General features: G+C 70.5%; 19 protein-coding genes and 1 pseudogene. 2 read left to right on the plus strand and 18 right to left on the minus strand.

What is annotated here, in order from left to right; genetic code table 11:
- Window positions 1-3: 3 nt before the first annotated feature.
- From ACZZ98_RS04555 to ACZZ98_RS04570, 4 genes are read right to left on the minus strand one after another with little or no spacing between them, the layout of a single operon-like run.
- A complete protein-coding gene (locus tag ACZZ98_RS04555) occupies window positions 4-630 on the minus strand; it encodes a TlpA family protein disulfide reductase (RefSeq protein ID WP_463515130.1) in 627 nt (208 codons plus the stop codon).
- Window positions 627-1,274 carry a histidine phosphatase family protein gene (locus ACZZ98_RS04560; RefSeq protein WP_463515131.1) on the minus strand — a complete coding sequence of 216 codons (648 nt, stop codon included), beginning with the start codon at window positions 1,272-1,274 and terminating at the stop codon, window positions 627-629. The genes ACZZ98_RS04555 and ACZZ98_RS04560 overlap by 4 nt, the downstream gene beginning before the upstream one ends.
- 34 nt (window positions 1,275-1,308) lie before the next feature.
- Window positions 1,309-2,658, minus strand: a complete 1,350-nt coding sequence (gene hemL / locus ACZZ98_RS04565; RefSeq protein WP_463515132.1) for a glutamate-1-semialdehyde 2,1-aminomutase — start codon at window positions 2,656-2,658, stop codon at window positions 1,309-1,311.
- Between the two features lie 16 nt (window positions 2,659-2,674).
- Complete coding sequence (locus ACZZ98_RS04570) at window positions 2,675-3,169, minus strand: MarR family winged helix-turn-helix transcriptional regulator (RefSeq protein WP_463515133.1); 495 nt, start codon at window positions 3,167-3,169, stop codon at window positions 2,675-2,677.
- 135 nt (window positions 3,170-3,304) lie between these two features.
- Here ACZZ98_RS04570 and ACZZ98_RS04575 point away from each other — a divergent pair, with 135 nt between their 5' ends.
- Window positions 3,305-3,847, plus strand: coding sequence for a YceI family protein (locus ACZZ98_RS04575; RefSeq protein WP_463515134.1), 543 nt, complete (start codon window positions 3,305-3,307; stop codon window positions 3,845-3,847).
- An 86-nt stretch (window positions 3,848-3,933) separates the two neighbouring features.
- On the opposite strand, the gene hemB is transcribed toward ACZZ98_RS04575, so the two are convergent.
- The 11 genes from hemB to ACZZ98_RS04630 all read right to left on the minus strand — a co-directional run bounded on the left by hemB (window position 3,934) and on the right by ACZZ98_RS04630 (window position 14,758).
- Entirely contained in the window at window positions 3,934-4,911 is a 978-nt protein-coding gene (gene hemB / locus ACZZ98_RS04580; RefSeq protein WP_463515135.1) for a porphobilinogen synthase, read from the minus strand.
- The gene (locus ACZZ98_RS04585) at window positions 4,908-6,533 is read right to left on the minus strand and encodes a bifunctional uroporphyrinogen-III C-methyltransferase/uroporphyrinogen-III synthase (RefSeq protein ID WP_463515136.1); all 1,626 of its coding nucleotides are present in this window, start codon (window positions 6,531-6,533) and stop codon (window positions 4,908-4,910) included. The genes hemB and ACZZ98_RS04585 overlap by 4 nt, the downstream gene beginning before the upstream one ends.
- Before the next feature lie 3 nt (window positions 6,534-6,536).
- A complete protein-coding gene (hemC, locus tag ACZZ98_RS04590) occupies window positions 6,537-7,535 on the minus strand; it encodes a hydroxymethylbilane synthase (RefSeq protein ID WP_463515137.1) in 999 nt (332 codons plus the stop codon).
- Entirely contained in the window at window positions 7,532-8,857 is a 1,326-nt protein-coding gene (locus tag ACZZ98_RS04595) for a glutamyl-tRNA reductase (protein WP_463515138.1), read from the minus strand. The genes hemC and ACZZ98_RS04595 overlap by 4 nt, the downstream gene beginning before the upstream one ends.
- A complete protein-coding gene (locus ACZZ98_RS04600; protein WP_463515139.1) occupies window positions 8,854-9,546 on the minus strand; it encodes a redox-sensing transcriptional repressor Rex in 693 nt (230 codons plus the stop codon). Before ACZZ98_RS04600 ends, ACZZ98_RS04595 begins: the two co-directional genes overlap by 4 nt.
- A gap of 385 nt (window positions 9,547-9,931) precedes the next feature.
- The gene (locus ACZZ98_RS04605; RefSeq protein ID WP_463515140.1) at window positions 9,932-10,216 is read right to left on the minus strand and encodes a glutaredoxin family protein; all 285 of its coding nucleotides are present in this window, start codon (window positions 10,214-10,216) and stop codon (window positions 9,932-9,934) included.
- Window positions 10,217-10,230: 14 nt separating this feature from the next.
- On the minus strand, window positions 10,231-11,643 hold the full coding sequence (locus ACZZ98_RS04610) for a lysophospholipid acyltransferase family protein (protein ID WP_463515141.1): 1,413 nt from the start codon (window positions 11,641-11,643) through the stop codon (window positions 10,231-10,233).
- Window positions 11,643-12,668 carry an NAD-dependent epimerase/dehydratase family protein gene (locus ACZZ98_RS04615; RefSeq protein WP_463515142.1) on the minus strand — a complete coding sequence of 342 codons (1,026 nt, stop codon included), beginning with the start codon at window positions 12,666-12,668 and terminating at the stop codon, window positions 11,643-11,645. The genes ACZZ98_RS04610 and ACZZ98_RS04615 overlap by 1 nt, the downstream gene beginning before the upstream one ends.
- Window positions 12,669-12,901: 233 nt before the next feature.
- Window positions 12,902-13,000: a 30S ribosomal protein bS22 gene (locus ACZZ98_RS04620; RefSeq protein WP_003792170.1), complete on the minus strand. Its 99-nt coding sequence runs from the start codon at window positions 12,998-13,000 to the stop codon at window positions 12,902-12,904.
- 203 nt (window positions 13,001-13,203) lie between these two features.
- On the minus strand, window positions 13,204-13,401 hold the full coding sequence (locus ACZZ98_RS04625; protein ID WP_040884494.1) for a helix-turn-helix domain-containing protein: 198 nt from the start codon (window positions 13,399-13,401) through the stop codon (window positions 13,204-13,206).
- A gap of 166 nt (window positions 13,402-13,567) precedes the next feature.
- The gene (locus ACZZ98_RS04630; RefSeq protein WP_463515143.1) at window positions 13,568-14,758 is read right to left on the minus strand and encodes an acetoin utilization protein AcuC; all 1,191 of its coding nucleotides are present in this window, start codon (window positions 14,756-14,758) and stop codon (window positions 13,568-13,570) included.
- A 140-nt stretch (window positions 14,759-14,898) separates the two neighbouring features.
- Here ACZZ98_RS04630 and ACZZ98_RS04635 point away from each other — a divergent pair.
- A pseudogene (locus ACZZ98_RS04635) lies at window positions 14,899-15,565 on the plus strand (potassium channel family protein).
- A gap of 254 nt (window positions 15,566-15,819) precedes the next feature.
- Here ACZZ98_RS04635 and ACZZ98_RS04640 read toward each other — a convergent pair.
- From ACZZ98_RS04640 to proC, 3 genes are read right to left on the minus strand one after another with little or no spacing between them, the layout of a single operon-like run.
- Window positions 15,820-16,347: a GNAT family N-acetyltransferase gene (locus ACZZ98_RS04640; protein WP_463515144.1), complete on the minus strand. Its 528-nt coding sequence runs from the start codon at window positions 16,345-16,347 to the stop codon at window positions 15,820-15,822.
- Window positions 16,344-16,889: a GNAT family N-acetyltransferase gene (locus ACZZ98_RS04645; RefSeq protein ID WP_463515145.1), complete on the minus strand. Its 546-nt coding sequence runs from the start codon at window positions 16,887-16,889 to the stop codon at window positions 16,344-16,346. Before ACZZ98_RS04645 ends, ACZZ98_RS04640 begins: the two co-directional genes overlap by 4 nt.
- Window positions 16,882-17,682 carry a pyrroline-5-carboxylate reductase gene (gene proC, locus ACZZ98_RS04650; protein ID WP_463515146.1) on the minus strand — a complete coding sequence of 267 codons (801 nt, stop codon included), beginning with the start codon at window positions 17,680-17,682 and terminating at the stop codon, window positions 16,882-16,884. The genes ACZZ98_RS04645 and proC overlap by 8 nt, the downstream gene beginning before the upstream one ends.
- Window positions 17,683-17,824: the final 142 nt, after the last annotated feature.

Raw genomic sequence — 17,824 nt, forward strand, 5'->3', positions numbered from 1 at the left:
GCGTCAGGACTCGGAGCCCGACAAAGCGTCATCGATGAGGCCCTGCAGCGTCGTGGCGGTCACCGGACCGTTGGCCCGGGCCGCGACCCGGCCCTCGCGGTCGAGGATGAGCGTCGACGGCGTGTTGGTCGGGGCCTGACGGCCGAAGGCGAGCAGGAGGAGGCCGGGCTTGTCGCTGAGGCTCGGGTAGGTCATCTTCTGGCTCTCGGCGAGGGCGGCACCACGCTCGGGCCCCTCGCGGAAGTTGATGCCCATGAACTGCACCGGCTTCTTGGCAGCCTGGACATCGGTCCAGACCTTCTGGAGGTCCGGGATCTCCTTGATGCACGGTCCGCACCACGACGCCCACATGTTGACGACGACGATCTCGTCGCCGCGCACCGACGTGCTCGACCAGTCCTCGCCGTCGAGGGTCGTGCCCTCGAGGGTGATCGGGTCGAGGCGCTGGTCGACGGGGATCTGCTCGATCGCGCCGTTGCCGGCGATGTAGCCCTTCTGGTCACCCTGCTTGGCCTGCTCGGCGATCGAGTTGGGGTCCGACGAGCACCCTCCCAGCGCGACGAGCGCACAGACAGCGGCGACGGAGACGGCAGCGCGCGACACGGCATACCGGGTGGTTCGACGACTCATGCACCGGCTCCCGAGTGGGCAAGCGGAAGGAGCGCGGCGGCGGGCTCGCTGTAGGCGAGCGACTCGAGCTCGTCTCCGCGATAGGTGAGGGAGGTGAGCGACGCGAGGGTGCACTCACGCCTGCGCGGGTCGTGGACGAAGCGGCGGCCTTCGATCGCCAGGCGCAGCATCCAGATCGGCGCCTGGTGCGACACGATGACGGCCTCGTGACCGCGGGCCAGGTCGCGCGCCGCGTCGACGGCAGCCTGCATCCGGGCGGCGAGGTCGGCATAGGGCTCGCCCCAGGACGGACGCATCGGGTTGACCATGAGCACCCACAGCCTCGGGTCGCGGAAGATTCCCTTCCCTCCGGCGACGGCGCGGCCCTCGAAGGCGTTCACGGCCTCGAGCGCCTGCTCGTCGAGCTCGACCGCGAGGCCGTGGGCCGCCGCGATCGGCGCTGCCGTCTCGCGCGCCCGCTCGAGCGGGCTCGAGATGACGTGGGTGATGTCGTGGTCCGCGAGGTGGCTTGCGACGAGCTCGGCCATCTCGTGACCGAGGTCGGAGAGGTGGAACTCGGGCAGCCGACCATAGAGGATGCGGTCGGGGTTGTGGACCTCGCCGTGCCGCACGAGGTGCACGACCGTGCGGTCAGTCGGACTCATGCACCGATTGTCGCAAACGAACCTGAGGGTCCGGTCAGCCGGCGTGGGCGGCAGCGCGCGCGGCCGCCGGCAGTGCCTCGACGACCTGCCCGACCGCCTCGTCGTCGTGCGAACCGCTCACGAACCAGGCCTCGAACGCGCTCGGCGGCAGGTGCACCCCGGACTCCAGCATGGAGTGGAAGAAGCGCCCGTATGCCGCCGTGTCCTGGTCTCGCGCCTCGTCATAGTTCGTGACGCGCCCGTCCCGGAAGAAGACCGAGAACATCGAGCCCGCCCACTGCACGGTGTGGGCGACGCCCTCGGCGGCCAGGGCTGCGCTCGCCGCGTCGGCGATGGTGCGCGCCGTGACCTCGAGGCGGGGATAGAGGTCTTCGGTGCAGCCCTCGAGGGTGGCGAGCCCCGCCGCCGTGGCGACAGGGTTCCCGCTCAGCGTGCCGGCCTGGTAGACCGGGCCGAGAGGCGCGAGGTGGGCCATGATCTCGGCGCTGGCCCCGAAGGCGGCCGCAGGGAAGCCGCCGCCCATGACCTTGCCGAAGGTGAAGATGTCGGGTGCACCGGCGGCATACGGCCCCTCAAGACCGAACCAGCCGGCCTTGCTGCACCGGAAGCCGGTCATGACCTCGTCGGACACGAGCAGGGCACCGTGCTCGCGCGTGACGCGTCGCAGGGCCTCGGTGAAGCCCGGCGCGGGCGGGACGACGCCCATGTTGCCGGCGGCTGCCTCAGTGATGACGGCGGCGATCTCACCGCCTCGGGCGGCGAAGACCGCTTCGAGGGCGGGGACGTCGTTGTAGGGCACGACGATCGTGTCGGCGGTCATCTCGACGGGGACGCCGGCGGAGTCGGGCAGCGCGAGGGTCGCGAGCCCGGACCCCGCGGCGGCGAGGAGCGCGTCGACGTGCCCGTGGTAGCAGCCGGCGAACTTCACGATGACGGAGCGACCGGTGACTCCGCGGGCGAGGCGGATGGCACTCATCGTCGCCTCGGTCCCGGAGGAGACCAGGCGGACCTGCTCGACCGGGTCGATGCGGGCGACGATCTCCTCGGCGAGGAGCACCTCGTTCTCACTGGGGGTGCCGAAGGAGAAACCCTTGTCGGCGGCCGTGCGCACGGCCTCGAGCACGTCGGAGTGGGCGTGGCCGAGGATCATCGGCCCCCAGGAGCAGAGCAGGTCGACATAGCGACGCCCGTCCACATCGGTGAGCCACGGCCCCTGTGCGGAGGCGATGAAGCGGGGCGTGCCACCGACGGCGCGGAAGGCTCGCACCGGCGAGTTCACCCCACCGGGGATGACCCGCGTGGCGCGCTCGAGCAGGGCCGCAGAGGCAGGGGCGTCGGAACGCGGGTCGGCGGGGGTGGCGGGCGTGGTGGGGCTGGACGTCATGCGTCCATTGTCCGCCTCAGTGGATCTCGTCGTCCGCCCGGGCACCCGGCACGAGGTGCGCGCGCACCTTGGCAAAGGAGTCGTGCAGCGAGCCGAGCTGAGCCTCGGTCAGCAGGTCGATGAAGTTCGCCCGCACGGAGTGGACGTGGACGGGGGCGACGCTCTCGATCATGCGCCGGCCGTCGGGTGTGAGGGCGAGCGCGACTCCGCGGCCGTCCTCGGGGGTGGGCTCACGGCGCACCCAGCCTCGCTGCTCGAGGCGCTTGGCGGTGTGCGTGACCCGGCTGCGGCTCTGGACGACGAGGTCGGCGAGGACCGACATGCGGGCCCGGTCGCCCTCCTGCTCGGAGAGCATCGAGAGCAGCTCGTACTCGGGGAGGCTGAGGCCGAAGTCGGTGAGGTCCCGGTCGAGGGCCACCTGCAGCTCACGATGGGCGCGCAGGTAGGCCCGCCAGGCCTGCTGCTCCTCCTGCGTCAGCCAACGGGTCGCAGGGTTCTCCGAGGCGGCCACGGGGACAGGTTAGCGGCCCCTTGACGAGCTCCTGACCCGTTGTTCACCTAGAATCTTCCAAGTTGTTGAAATATTGATGACCTGTCGGTCGTTGGAACCCGCGACAGGCACCCACCACCCTCAAGGAGTCTCCACATGAGCACCACCACCACCGACATCGCGCTGGCCCCCGGCACCTGGGCCATCGACCCGACCCACACCGAGGTCGGCTTCGTCACCCGCCACCTCATGGTGAGCAAGGTCCGCGGCTCGTTCCGCGAGGTCTCCGGCACCGTCGAGGTCGCCGAGGACATCACGAAGTCGGTCGTCGACGTCACTGCGCAGATCGCCTCCGTCGACACGGGCAACGCGGACCGCGACACCCACCTCCGCAGCGGCGACTTCTTCGACGCCGAGCAGTTCCCGACCATGACCTTCCGCTCGACCGCCTTCGACGGCGAGACCCTCACCGGCGACCTGACCATCAAGGACGTCACCAAGTCCGTCACCTTCGACGTCGACTTCGGTGGCGTGGGACAGGACCCGTGGGGCAACACCAAGGCCGGCTTCGAGGCCACCACGACCGTCAACCGCAAGGACTGGGGCCTCACCTGGAACGCGGCTGTCGAGGGTGGCGGCGTGCTCGTCTCCGACAAGATCTCGCTGACGATCGACGTGCAGCTCGCCAAGCAGGCCTGAGCCAGCACACCGACTTTGTGCCCCGTTGGGCCCCTACCGCGCAGCCGCACCTGCGCTGGGACGGGCCCAACGGGGCACAAAGTCGTTCAGATGAGGTTGGCGACGTCCAGGGCGCTGTAGGTCAGGATGATCTGCGCGCCCGCGCGCCGGATGTGCAGCAGCGACTCGAGGACGGCGCGGTCACCGTCGATCCAACCGCGCTCGGCAGCCGCCTTGATCTGGGAGTACTCCCCCGAGATCTGGTATGCCGCGACCGGCACCGTTGACCTCTCGGCTGCCAGCGCGATGATGTCGAGGTGGGTCTGGGCCGGCTTGACCATGACGATGTCGGCGCCCTCGGCCAGGTCGAGCTCGAGCTCACGCATCGCCTCGGTGGCGTTGGCCGGGTCCTGCTGGTAGGTCGCCCGGTCCCCCACGAGTGACGACTGGACCGCCTCGCGGAACGGGCCGTAGAGCGCGGAGGTGTACTTCGCGGCATACGCCAGGATGATCGTGTCGGTGAAGCCGGCCTCGTCGAGAGCCGTGCGCACGTGGGCCACCTGGCCGTCCATCATCCCGCTCAGTCCGAGGACGTGCGCCCCCGCACGAGCCTGGGCGAGAGCCATCGACGCGTAGCGGTCGAGGGTGGCGTCGTTGTCGACCCGGCCGTCCGGGTCCAGGACGCCGCAGTGGCCGTGGTCGGTGAACTCGTCGAGGCACAGGTCGGCCATGACGACGAGGTCGTCTCCGACAGCGTCACGCACCGCGCGCAGGCCGACGTTGAGGATGCCGTCGTCGGCGTCGGCACCGGATCCGACGGCATCCTTGGACTCCGGGACCCCGAAGAGCATGATGCCACCGAGCCCGGCCTCGACGCAGCGGTGCGCCTCGGCCACGAGCGAGTCCACCGTGTGCTGGACGACGCCGGGCATCGCCTCGATCGGCTGCGGGTCGTCAATGCCCTCCCGCACGAAGACGGGCAGGACGAGCTCGGCCGGGTGCAGCCGAGTCTGCGCGACGAGGCGGCGGACCGCCGGCGACTGGCGGAGCCGCCGGGGACGCTGGGGCCGCAGCGGGTTGCTCACTTGGCGCGACGGCGGGCCGTGGGCCGCTTCTGGCTCGGGCGGACCGCCTGCTCACCGGACTCCGACGCCGTGAGGGCGAGGGAGCGACCGTGGTCGGCGAGGGCGTCGACGAGCTCGTCGGCCGAGGGCTCCGGTGCGAGGACGTCGACGCGCAGTCCGCACTCCTCGGCCGTCTTGGCGGTCGCCGGACCGATGCAGGCGATGACCGTCGAGGGGTGCGGCTTGCCCGCGATGCCGACGAGGTTGCGCACGGTCGAGCTCGACGTGAAGACGACCGCGTCGAAGCTGCCAGTCTTGATGGCGTCCCGGATCGGCGCTGCCGGCGGGGCCGCACGGACGGTGCGGTAGGCCGTGACGTCGTCGACCTCCCAGCCCATGCCCTGGAGCCCGGCGACGAGCGTCTCGGTGGCGATGTCGGCGCGCGGCAGGAAGACCCGGTTGATCGGGTCGAGCAGCTCGTCGAAGGGAGGCCACTCGTCGAGCAGGCCCTTGGCGGACTGCTCGCCCTCGGGCACGAGGTCGGGGTTGATGCCCCAGTCGCGCAGGGCATCGGCCGTGACTCCACCGACGGCGGCGACCTTGAGGCCGGCGAAGGAGCGGGCGTCGAGCCCGAACTCCTCGAACTTCTCGCGGATGGCGCGCACGGCGTTGACCGACGTGAAGCCCACCCACTCGTAGCGGCCGGTGACGAGGCCCTTGACCGCCCGCTCGATCTGCTGCGGGGTGCGCGGCGGCTCGACCGAGATCGTGGGGACCGACGTGGCCTGGGCGCCGTAGCGCTCGAGGCGACGCACCATCGAACCGGACTGGTCCTTGGTGCGCGGCACGAGGACGTTCCAGCCGAAGAGCGGCTTGGTCTCGAACCACGAGAGGTTCTCGCGCAGCGACACGTTGTCGCCGACGACGGCCAGGGCGGGGAACTGCATCGACCTGGCCGCCGTGGCGACGTCGGCGAGCGTCGTCGTGACCGTCACCTGGTGCACGGTGGTGCCGCGCTCGGTGATGGCGACAGGAGTCTCGTCGGCGCGACCGGCAGCACGCAGCGCCTCGAGCGTGCCGACGAGCGTGTCGGGCTGGCCGAGGACGACGACGGTGACCGTCGGGTCGATGGCCACGGCGATGTCCTTGAGCTTCTCGCCCGCCGTGATGATGTGGATGCCACGCGAGCTGCTCGTCGTGAGCGGGACACCGGCGTAGGTCGGAACGGCACTGACCGAGCTGACGCCCGGCACGACCTCGAAGGGCACGCCGGCCTTGACGCAGGCGGCGGCCTCCTCGGCGAGTCCGTTGAACGTCGCCGGGTCACCGTCCATGAGCCGGACGACGAGGCCACGCGGGTGGGCCTTGGCGGCCCTGACGACGAGCTTGGCCCGGGAGGCGTGGGTCAGCGGCTGACCGTGCTCTCCGTGGCCCGCGTCGACGATCTCGACCTCGGGGCGGGCGTGCCGTGCGACGACGTCCTCACGAGCGATCTGGTCGATGACGACGGCGTCGGCCTCGGCGAGGTACTCGAGCGCACGCACCGTCATCAGTCCGGCGTCCCCGGGGCCAGCGCCGACGAAGGCAACCCTCGCGGGGGTGCGGGTGGTCGTGGTGGGTCGGATCGAGCGGGTGGTGCTCACTGGTCACGCTCCGGGGCGTTCGGTATTGGACGGTGCTGGCGGTGTTGTCGGTGTTGACACTGCTGAGGCGCTGAGGCTGCTGAGGCTGTCGACGGGCACGAGGTCGGCGGCGCCGTCCTCGAGGAGGAGACGGGCGAGACCGCGGCCGACGGCGTCCGCGTCGGCGGGGCTGCCCGTGGCGGAGCGGCGCAGGTCGCCCGAGCCATCGGGGCTGGCGACGACCGCGCGCAGCGAGAGCTCGTCACCCTCGTCGCCGAGGACGATCTCGGCGAGGGCACCGACCGGTGCGGAGCAGCCGGCCTCGAGCTCGGCGAGCACGGCCCGCTCGGCGTCGACGCAGGCACGGGTGTCGGCGTCGTCGAGGGCGGCCAAGGCGTCACGGGTGACTGTGTCGTCGGCACGGACCTCGACGGCGAGCGCACCCTGTCCGGGGGCCGGAAGCATCTGGATGGGGTCGATGACCTCGGTGACGGCGGCCTCGCGACCGAGGCGACGCAGGCCCGCGTGCGCGAGCACGACTGCGTCGAGGTCACCACTGGTGACCCGCGCCAGTCGCGTGTCGACGTTGCCGCGCAGGTCGCGGATCTCGAGTCCCAGCCCGAGTGCCTCGAGCTGGGCGCGGCGGCGCGGCGACCCGGTGCCGACCGTGGACCCCGTCGGGAGCTCACCCAGGGTGAGGCCGTCGCGGGCGACGAGGGCATCCCGGGGATCCTCCCGGGGTGGGATCGCGGCCACGACGAGGTCGGTCTCAGGTGTCGTGGGGAGGTCCTTGAGGGAGTGCACCGCGAGGTCGACGCGACCATCGCGGAGCGCATCGCGCAGGGCCGACACGAAGACACCCGTGCCACCCATCGTGGCGAGCGGGGTGGTGCGGTCCAGGTCGCCCTCGGTGGTGATCTCGACGAGCTCGACGTCGTGGCCGAGCTCACGCAGCCGGTCGGCGACCCAGGCGGACTGGGTGGTGGCGAGCGCGGAGCGGCGGGTTCCGAGGCGGAGCGTCATCGGCCGACCTCCTCGTCGTCGGTCACCGGAAGGATCGGCGGGGTCGAGACCACCGACACCTCGCGGGGGTCGAGGTCGAACAGCTCGCTCAGAGCCTTGGCGTAGCTGCCACCCTGACCGGCCTGGGCCATCTCCTTGACGCGGACCGTGGGGGCGTGGAGCAGTTTCTCGACGATGCGGTGGACGGTGCGCTGCACCTCGGCGCGGTCGCCGTCCGCGAGCTCCGGCGTGCGCCGGGACAGCCGGGTCATCTCGTCGTCGACGACCTGCTGGGCACGCGAGCGGAGCGCCGCGACCGTGGGCGCCACGGCCTCGGCGGAGCGTTCGGTGAGGTATGCCGCGACCTCGCCCGTGACGATGTCGCGCGCCTCCTGCACCTGCGGGACGTCGCCCGTGTGCCTGAGCATCTCGCCGAGCTCGGCGAGGCCGATGCGCGTGACTCTGTCGAGGTCGGCGACCGCGAGGTCGACGTCGTGGGGCAGGCCGAGGTCGACGAAGACCTGGGGGCGACCCGCCCGGACCACGGCGGCCGCCTCCACGTCGCCGGCGGTGACGACGACGCCCGTGGCGCCGGTGCTGGAGATGACGATGTCGGCGTCGGCGAGCCCGTCGAGGCGCGACTCCCACGCCAGCGCGCGCCCGCCCACCCGGCTGGCCAGGCGCTCGGCCCGCACCAGCCCACGGTTGGCGATCGTGACCGAGCTGACGCCGGCCTGGCTCACCGTGGTCGCGGCGAGTGCGCCCATGCCGCCGGCGCCGATGACGAGCACACGGGCTCCGGCGATCGGACCCACGACCTCGGCGGCGGCGGCGAGACCGGCCCCCACGAGCGATCGGCTCACGTCGTCGATGGCCGTCTCGGTGTGGACGCGCTTGCCCACGCGAAGGGCCTGCTGCAGCAACGTGTTGAGCGCCGGACCGACGTGGCCCCGACGCTGGGCGCGGGTCAGCGAGTCACGGAGCTGACCGAGGATCTGCGCCTCGCCGACCGCCATCGAGTCGAGGCCGGCCGCGACGGAGAACGCGTGCGCGATGCCACGGTCCTCGTAGTGCACGTAGAGGTGCGGCTGGAGATCCGTCAGGGGCACACCCGTGGCGGCGGCGAGCGCCTCGGACACGTCGGCGAGCGCGCCGTGGAAGGTCAGCCCCTCGGCATACACCTCGGTGCGGTTGCACGTCGAGACGACGACGGCCTCGACGACGTGCTCGGACGAGACGATCGCTGCCTCGAGTCGCCCGCGAGCGCCCTGGTCGAGGACGGCGGCCTCGAGCAGCTCGATCGGGGCGCCGTGGTGCGAGAGACCCAGAACGATCAGGCTCACAGGGCCACCTCCCCGACGACGGACTGCTCGGCGAGGTCGAGCTCGCCGGTGCGGCGCTGCTCGTGGAAGGCGAGGATCTGCAGCTCGGTCGACATGTCGACCTTGCGCACCATGACGTCGTCCGGGACGTCGAGCACGCACGGTGCGAAGTTGAGGATGGAGCGCACGCCGGCGGCGACGAGGCGATCGGCCACGTCCTGCGCCGAGTCGGCCGGGGTCGCGATGACCCCGATCGCGAGCCGGTCCTCACGCACGAGGGCATCGAGGTCTCCCATGGGCCGGACCCGGCGCTTCCCGACCGAGGTGCCCACCAGGCTGTCGTCGCGGTCGAGCAGTGCGACGACGTTGAACCCGCGCGTGGCGAAGCCGCTGTAGGCCGCGAGCGCCCGGCCGAGGTTGCCCATCCCGACGATGGCCACCGGCCAGTCCTGGGTCAGCCCGAGTGCGGTCGAGATCTCGTAGGCGAGCCGGTCGACCTCGTAGCCGACCCCACGCACTCCGTAGGAGCCGAGGTGGGAGAGGTCCTTGCGCAGCTTGGCCGAGCTCACTCCCGCGGCTGCCGCGAGCTCCTCGGAGCTGACCGAGCTGATGCCGCGCTCCGCGAGGTTGGTGAGGGCCTGCAGGTATCCCGGAAGTCGAGCCACGGACGCGTCGGGGATACCCCGGCGGGCTGCGACGTCAGCGGACACGTGGCCTTCGACTCCTGTCTGGAAGGTGTGGTGGTGCCCTGTCAGCGTACGCACTTGTGAAGCGATGCACAAAGTCGCAAGGTGACCCCGAGACAAGCCACCCACCCCGTTCTGGTACAAGCCACCGGCGTAACCGCTTGCACCTGCTTTACCCCGTTTCTCAGTCAGGTATGCCGTGCGGTTGCGTCGCGCTTTGCGCTTCACGCACGTATGCCGTTCGCCGCAGTCCCATCCGCGCTCGCGCGCTGAGCGCGCTTCGCGCTCCCGCCAGACCCAGCCAGCGGCCGACGACATACGTGCGTTCCGCCCCGGTCGCGTAGCGCTCCCGCCAGGCCCAGCCGGCGGCGAACGGCACACCCACGCTCCGCTCGGCGCCTCGGGTCGCCTACCGCTTGGGTTGGGTCAGGGCAGTTCGCAGGCGGGCTTCGTCTACGCGCCAGAAGTCGTGCTGCTTGCCGTCGACGAAGGTCACGGGAATCTCCTCGGCGTACTTCTCCATCAGGTCCGGGCGCTCGAGGACGTTGAGCTCCTCGAAGGACTCCCCCAGGTCTTCGGCGACTCTCGCGATGATGGCTCGGGCGTCTTCGCAGAGGTGGCAGCCGGGTTTGGCGATCAGGGTGATGCGGGGGGCACTTCCCTGAGGGGGCTGCGGGTCGGGGGTGGACGGCATACGTGGATCGCCTGTCAGAAGAAGACGGAACGTCGCTGCATGAGCAGCGAGTAGAGCGTCTGCTGGATCGTCTCGCGCACCTGGTCGGTGAGGTCGAAGACGAGCATCGGGTCATCGGCCGCGGCCGAGCCGTGGCTGGCGGTCTCGATGGGGGCACCGAACTCGATGATCCACTTGCTCGGCAGGGGGATGAGGCCGAGAGGGCCGAGCAGGGGGAAGGTCGGCGTGATCGGCGCGTAGGGCAGACCGAGAAGGCGCGCGACGGTCTTCATGTTGCCGATCATCGGCGCGATCTCCTCGGCGCCGACGACGGAGGTCGGGATGATCGGCACGCCGGCCTCCAGCGCGGCCGAGACGAACCCGCCTCGACCGAAGCGCTGCAGCTTGTAGCGCTCCTTGAACGGCTTGCCCACACCCTTGAACCCCTCGGGGAAGACACCGACGAGCTCACCCTTGGCAAAGAGCCGTTCGACGTCCTCCTTGGCGGCGAGGGTGGACCCACCACGACGCGCGAACGCACCGAGGAACGGTGTCTGGAAGACGAGGTCAGCACCGAGGCCGCGCATGACACGGTGCTGCGGGTGCTCGTCGTGGATGGCCTGCGCCACCATGAGCGAGTCGATGGCGATGGTCCCGGAGTGGTTGCTCACGATGAGCGCCCCGCCCTCCGCCGGGATGTTCTCGAGGCCGCGCACCTCGACCCGGAACCAGCTGCGATAGATGGGCCGCAGCATCGGGAAGATGACATTCTCGGCAAAGTGCTCGTCGTAGCCGAACTCGTCGACCGTGTAGTCACCCTCGATCCGGCGCCGCACGAAGGCCAGCGTCGCCGCGATCCGGCGCTCGATCTCGTCGGGCGAGAGACCCGCGCCCTGGGCGGCGATGCGCATGGCGGCGATCGACGCGCTGAGCAGCTCCTCGACGCCGGGCACGGGGAGGGCCATGTCGGTCTGCGTGGCCGTCGGATCGAATGCGCGCGTCACCGGCTCCGCAGGCACCGCCACCCGCAGGTGCCGGCGCGCGGCGTCGTCTGCCGCACGCTTCGCGCGTGGGCTCTGGCCGCGGGTGCCGGCCTGCTTCGACGCCTTGGGGCTGGGCTTGGCACTGACGGTCGGGCGCGGGCGGTGGGCGGCGCGCTGCTCGGTGGCATCGGACGCCTGACTGGACGGGGTCTTGGAGGGAGCTGCAGTAGTGGAAGTGGTCTTGCGCGTCGCGGTCCTCGGAGCACGGGTCGCTGTGGGGGCGGTGACCGGCTCGACCTGCGCAGACAGCAACGGCGTCGCGCGTCGGCGGGCGCGCTCACCGGAGGCACGGGCGGCTCCGGCAGCCAGCGACGACGCCTTCTTCTTCGAGGTGCCGGCAGCGGATGCTGGTGCCTTGGCCCCGGTCGTCCTCGGGACAGCCTTGGTGCTCTTCTTCGTCGCCATCAGTGACTTCCTCGCGCGGGCCGACCCAGGACCTGTTGTGCCGCACCGACGAGCCCGCCCACTGCACCCGAGACCGCGTCGATCGAGGGATAGATCGGCGTGACGGTCCGCGCGAAGTCCTCGAAGGCTGCTCGCGTGGAGAACGACGGTTGGAAGCCGAAGGACTTCCGCATGGCGGTGGTGTCCATCCCCCGGCCGAAGGCGAGGAAGGTCATCTGGTCCGCGTTGAAGTCCACGAGCCCGAAGCGCTTGCCCAGCCCGCCGATGGTGCCGGCGGCGGCCATGGGCACGAGGACGACCGGGCGTCGCACGAGCGAGGCGGCCTGGAGCACGGTGAGGACCCCGTCACCGGCGAGGTTCACGACGCCGGTGGCCGAACCGGTGACGCCACGGGCCAGGGCGGCGATGGCGTCGTCCTCGTGGAAGAACTGGAGTCGGGCGTCGTAGCCGAAGGGGACGGGGATGACCGGCAGGTTGAAGTAGTCGGTGATCGAGGTCCGGATGCGCGGACCGATGATGTTGGCGAAGCGCAGCGTGAGGATCTCGGCGTCGGGCCGGCGACGCGCGAAGCCACGCACATAGCCCTCGACCTCGATAGAGTCCTTGCCGAAGCCGGAGGACGGCAGCCGCTTGGCGCTCATCTCCTCGGTGAACATGGCCGGGTCGCGGGGGGTCGAGCCGTAGACCGCCGCGGTCGACTTCACGACGAGGCGCTTGACCGACGACGCCTTCTGGCAGGCAGCCAGGAGCTGCATGGTGCCGATGACGTTGATCTCCTTCTGCGGAGTGCGTCCTCCGGCGAAGGTCGGCGTGGCGATGACGTTGGCGTGGACGACCGTGTCGACGTCACCCTGGGCGATGACCTTGCCGATCATCGGGTTGCGGATGTCGGCGCGGATGAACTCGGCACCGCCGATGTCGCGTGGTGGCGGGATGACGTCGACACCGATGACCTTGTCGACCGACGGGTCCGCCGCGAGTCGCCGTGCGAGGACTCCCCCGAGGTGGCGGGACACCCCCGTCACGAGTACTACTTTGCCCACGGGCACAGCCCCCTCTTCGGCTCACTCAACGGATCGCGGTCTTGAAGGCTCGACCCTACTTCCCGCCGAGGCGTGACGGGAGTGCCGGAGAGGCCGGTCACCCATACGGGCCACCTGCTGGACGGGCGGACGGCCGCGGGCGGACGGCATACCCCTACGAATACGGAACGGCCCCCGCCGGAGGGCGAGGGCCGATTCCACACGTCAGGGACGCGTCACTTCTTGTTGCGGCGCTGGTGGCGCGTCTTGCGAAGCAACTTGCGGTGCTTCTTCTTCGCCATGCGCTTGCGGCGCTTCTTGATCACTGAACCCATGAGCAGTCCTTGCTGATTGGAGAGAATCGAACGACGGTGGACCAGCAGCTGCTGATCGGCCTGCGCGGCCGACCGGCGCGCGTGTGTCGAGGAGCAACCCTACCGGCGCGTGACCCGAGCGCCCAAACGGGGCCCGCCCTGAGCACGAGACGCCGAAGGCCGGACCTCGACGGTCCGGCCTTCGGCGTTGTCGTTCGACTCGTTCACGCGGTGCCCATGTAGGACTCCCGGAGGTACTTCTGCACCTCGTCCTCGGGAACCCGGAAGGACCGCCCCACGCGCACGGCGGGGAGCTCGCCTCCATGCACCATGCGATAGACGGTCATCTTGGACACACGCATGATCGAGGCCACCTCGGCAACGGTGAGAAACCGCACCTCGGCAAAGCGTTCCTGAGACATCGCTACCTCGATCTTCTGCAGGCTCGCATCGCCGACTTCCCCGTCGGCGGTCATCTACGTGCTGCAAGAAGCAACCATAGGGGCTGGTGTGACGATTGGGGAAGTCGTTGGAGCGGAATGTTTGCCACGTCCAGTCGACACGCTGCCAAGTGGGGAGAAATCTCGGTCAGTCGAACCATGGGTCGAGGCCATGGAGCGGGAAGACAGCTTGACGCGTCGCCAGGATGGCGGCGTCCCCGGGGCGGTCGGGGTTGTGCCCCATCCCCCACGGACGCACCCAGATCGGGAGGTCCTGCTCGGCCAGGTCGCCCATGGTCGTGGGGCCCTCTCGACCGAACGTCTCACGCACGTGGTCCAGCCAATCGGTCGGGACCGGGTCCGCGGCCGGGACGGGCACGTGGGCGGCGATGGCGGTGAGGTGGGCCCAGGACCGGGGCACGACGTCGACGAGCTCATAGCCTCCACCCCCGAGCGCGACCCACTTGCCGTCGGCGTGGTCGTGGGCGAGCCGGTGGAGGCACTCGTGGGCCCGACGCTGTGCATCGAGGGAGATGCTGAAGTGGGCGAGCGGGTCCTGACGATGGCTGTCACAACCGTGCTGGGTCACGAGGATCTGCGGATCGAACGCCTCGACGACGTGCGGCACGACCGACTCGATCGCCCTCAGCCAGTCGGCGTCGCCCGTGCCCGGCGGCAGCGCCACGTTGACCGCGGTCCCCCGGGCGTCGGGGCCCCCGATGTCACCCGGCCACCCCGTGCCCGGGAAGAGGGCGCGCCCGGACTCGTGCACCGACACGGTGAGGACGCGCGGGTCGTTCCAGAAGATCCGCTCCACACCGTCGCCGTGGTGGACGTCGATGTCGACGTAGGCCACGCGCTCGGCGCCGCTGTCGAGGAGGTGCTGGATCCCTACGGCGATGTCGTTGTAGATGCAGAAGCCGGCAGCATGCGTGGCCATCGCGTGGTGGAGGCCCCCACAGTAGTTGACCCCGTGGTCGACCTCGCCGCTCCACACGGCAGCGCAGACGTCGACCGTGCCCTGGACGATGCGGGCACTCGCCTCGTGCATGCCCGCAAAGGCCGGGTCGTCCTCGGTGCCGAGCCCACGCCGCAGGTCGGCGCCGTCGGGATCGGCCGACGCCTCACGCACCGCCGCGATGTAGTCGCGGTCGTGCACGGTGGCGAGCAGGTCGTCACTCGCGACGCCGGGACTGATGACCTCGGTCTGCGCGAGGACCCCGAGGGAGTCGAGCAGCCGGGTCGTGAGGGCGAGCCGCGAGGGCCCCATCGGATGGGAGGGCCCGAAGTTGTATGCCGTGAACCCGTCGTCCCAGACGAGGCGCGTGCGATGAGCCATGTCGGGCACGCTACCCGGCAGACCACGGATGAGGGTTAGCCTCGACCCGAACGTCCACCTGACGACGCGACCTCGCCGGCACTGGCGTCGCACGTCAGCTTCAGGTCAGTCGTCATGTCAGTCACCAGCAGGAGGAAGCCTTGGGCGCCAAGAACAGCGATCTCGACGTCCTGGTCGTCGGGCTGGGTCGATTCGGTGGTGCCGCCGCCCTCGAGCTGCGCCGCCTCGGACACCGGGTCGTCGCCATCGAGAAGGACGGGTTCCTCGCCGAGAAGTTCCTCGGCCGGATCAGCTCGATCATCCACGGTGACGCCAGCGACGTCGGGGTGATCCGCGAGGCCAAGGCCTCGCGCTTCAGGATCGCCATCGTCGGGGTGGGTTCCTCGCTCGAGGCCTCCGTCCTCGCGTCGGCCAACCTCGTCGACGCCGGCATCCCCGACATCTGGGCCAAGGCGATGTCGCCCGAGCACGCCCGCATCCTCGACCGCATCGGCGTCCAGCACATCGTCCGCCCCGAGGCCGACACCGGCCGACGCGTCGCCCACCTCGTGGGCGGCAAGCTTCCAGGACTACATCGAGTTCGACGACGGGTTCGCCATCGTCAAGATGCGGCCACCGGCCGAGGCCGTCGGCTTCACCCTCGAGCAGAGCAAGCTGCGCAGCAAGTACGGCGTCACGATCGTGGGCGTGAAGGCCCCCGGACAGGACTTCACGTATGCCGTGCCAACGACGAAGGTCTCGGCTCACGACACGCTCATCGTCAGTGGCCCGACCGAGCTCCTGGAACGCCTCGCCGCCCGCCCCTGACCCTCCCTGACCCACCGAGCCGATGAGCGCGAAAGCGGAAAAGCGCCGACAAGGGTGAGCACCACTGAAGTCCGCAGGGATCCTCAACTCGAGCGATCGGAACCTGAGGAGCGAACGGGGTGTGCCGTTCGCCGCTGGCTGGGCCTGGCGGGAGCGCGGAGTGCGTTCAGCGCGCGCAGCGCGGATGGGACTGCGGCGAACGGCATACCCCGTTCGCGACGACTGCGACAGCGCAACGAAAGACGGAGCGCGCTTCAGAAGTCGTGGGGCACGGCCCCGCGGTCGCCGCCGAGCGCGAGGACCATGGCCACCTCGTCCTCGTCGTCCTCGCTCTTGACCCGCATGGGCCGCCGCTCGGCGGTGGGGCGGAACCCGAAGCCGCTGGCGAAGGCCACGGCGCGACCGTTGTCGCTGCCGACCCAGTAGGCGAGCTGGGTCTGGCCCTGCTCGCGGGCCAGCCTGGCGCCGGCGCGCACGAGGGCGGAGGCCACGCCGCTCCCCCGAGCCTCCGGCCGCACCCACAGGCCGAACAGCTCGGAGGTCTTGGGGTTCTCATCGCTCGAGCGCCCGACGCTGACGATGCCGAGGGTGCCGTTCTCGCGCTCCGCGAGGAGGCGGGCAGAGCGCTTCATGCGCAGGCGCCAGAGGTCCTCGTCGAAGGCCTCCTCCTCCTCGACGGTGGCCGCGAAGGCCTCGGGGGACTCCCGCAGAGCGGTCAGCCGGGCGTCGCGGTACTGCTGCCAGTCCTCTTCGCCCAGAGGGCGCACGCTGATCTCGCTCATGCGTCAACTGTCGCTGACGGCACCGGGGGGCGGCAAACCGGGTCCACCCTCACGGCATACCCGATCTCCCGGATCCCGCCGTAGAGGGGGTTGTCCCAGGTCGCGCCGGTGGGGGTGAATCCGTGTCGCTCGTAGAGGCGCCTGGCGGCCTCGTTCTCCTCGGCGACGTCGAGGTGGACACTCACGTACCCCTCCTGACCTGCGGCGTCGAGCGCGGTGGTGACGAGGAGGTCGCCGACGCCGCGCCCCCGGACGGACGCGGACACCCACATGCCGATGAGATAGATCTCGTCGTCGGGCTGCTCGCTGCTGTGCCAGATCGCGATCGTGCCGACCGGACGGTCGTCGGCCATCGCGAGCCAGACCCGCATCGAGCTGAGCCGAGCGATCCAGGACTCCTCCGGGTAGGCCGCGCTCACGGCATACGTGTTGGCGAAGGCTCGGGGGGTGTCGAGGAGCGAGGCGAGCCGCACGTCGCGATAGGTGCGCCAGTTGTCCTCGGTGACCGGGACGACGCGCGCGGCGCCGCCCGGGTCAGCCACCGGACAGCTCCTTGGAGCGGACCGCGGCAGCCTCGATGGCGCTGACGAAGGCGGCGCGGACCTTGTGGTCGTCCAGGACACGCAGCGCGGCCGCGGTCGTGCCGCCGGGTGAGGTGACCTGCTCGCGCAGCACGGTGGGGTGCTGCCCGGTCTCGCGCAGCATCGTCGCCGCGCCGTAGAGCGTCTGGGTGACGAGCTCGGTAGCGGTGGCACGCGGCATACCGAGCACGACACCGGCCTCGATCATGGCTTCGACGACATAGAAGATGTATGCCGGTCCGCTCCCGGACATCGCGGTGACCGCGTCCTGGAGCTTCTCGGGCACCTCGGTGACCTTGCCGGTCGCGGCGAGCAGGCTGCGGGCGTGCTCGAGCTGGTCGGGCTGGCAGTGCCGGCCGGCGCTCACGGCGGCCATGCCCTCGTCGACGAGAGCCGGGGTGTTGGGCATGACGCGCACGACGGAGCGGCCCTCGGGCAGGTGGCTCTCGATGAAGTCGGTGGTGATGCCGGCCGCGAGACTGACGACGAGGTTGGCCTCGGCGACGTGCGGGCCGATCTCCTCGAGGAGCGCGGCCATGTCCTGCGGCTTGACGACGAGGACGAGCGTCTCGGCCTCGGCCGCGGCCTCGACGTTGCTCAGCGCGCGGACGCCGTACTTGTCGGTCAGCTCGACAGCACGCTCGGGCCGGCGCTCGGTGATGACGAGCTCCTCCGCTGGTCGTCCGGCACGCAGCAGTCCCGAGAGCAGGGTCTCGCCCATGACACCAGCACCGAAGATCGCAACCGTTCCCATGGCGCGAGACTATGCCCGACCTCATCCCTCCACGCCGCCGCATTATCGGGTGACCCGATAAAGGGGCGCTCCACCCGAGTTGGCAACTCGGGTGGAGCGGGACAAAGCCGGGTCGAGCCGGGGCTTCAGCCCTCGCGCTGCG

It is taken from the genome of Knoellia sp. AC549 (genome assembly GCF_979258975.1).